Raw genomic sequence first — 795 nt, forward strand, 5'->3', positions numbered from 1 at the left:
TGATTGCCCGACTTTTAGAAAATATTTCAGTGAACTTCGGTTTGTTCTTTGCCTTGCCTAAGTCTTGTTTTAAGGCAAACATGCTACCCAGCCAAACCACAAACAAGCTTAGCGCCATAGCAAGAACGGCACCTTGAAAACCGAGAGTGGCCAGTAAAGCGCCGCCTAAAAAGAAGCCGACACCTTTCAAGGCATTCTTAGATCCGGTTAGAATTGCCACCCACTTATACAGTGTAGTTTGCGCATCTTTTGGAACCAGCAGCTTGATCGAGCTTTTCGCACTCATCTTGTTCAGGTCTTTAGCAATGCCTGAGAGAGCCTGAGCAGCCATGACCCAAGGCACTGTGAGCAAAGTGGCAGGAACGAGCAGCATTGCCAATGCGAGCACCTGCAGAGCCAGACCAATATTCATGGTTTTGTTGAGCCCCAAATGTGCGCCCAACCAGCCACCAAAAAGGTTGGTGATGACACCAAAGATCTCGTAAAACAAGAACAGCATGGCAATTTCGAGCGGGCTGTAACCCAAGCCATGAAAGTGCAATACGACTAACATCCTCAAAGCGCCATCGGTGAGCGTGAAAGCCCAATAGTTACCTGTTACGACCAGGTATTGCTTAATTTCTGGTGAGAGTTTATTGATATTCATGGTTTTCAAATATGGCCTTAGTGATTAATTTTCTGGTCGATGAGGCCGACTTTACGAACCAGCTCAGCTGTTCGATTGGCATAGCCCCATTCATTGTCATACCACACATAAAGCTTAAGTTGAGTGCCGTTAACCAGCATAGTTGAAGG

1 protein-coding gene and 1 pseudogene are annotated in these 795 nt (G+C 46.4%); both read right to left on the bottom strand.

Annotation, left to right across the window (positions count from 1 at the left end; genetic code table 11):
• Positions 1-646: MFS transporter (locus tag A3763_RS24380; RefSeq protein WP_156495309.1), on the bottom strand; the 646-nt coding region annotated here is incomplete at its 3' end.
• A 17-nt stretch (positions 647-663) separates the two neighbouring features.
• A pseudogene (locus A3763_RS27800) lies at positions 664-795 on the bottom strand (type I glyceraldehyde-3-phosphate dehydrogenase); the annotation flags it as partial.

This window comes from Oleiphilus sp. HI0128 (assembly GCF_001635365.1).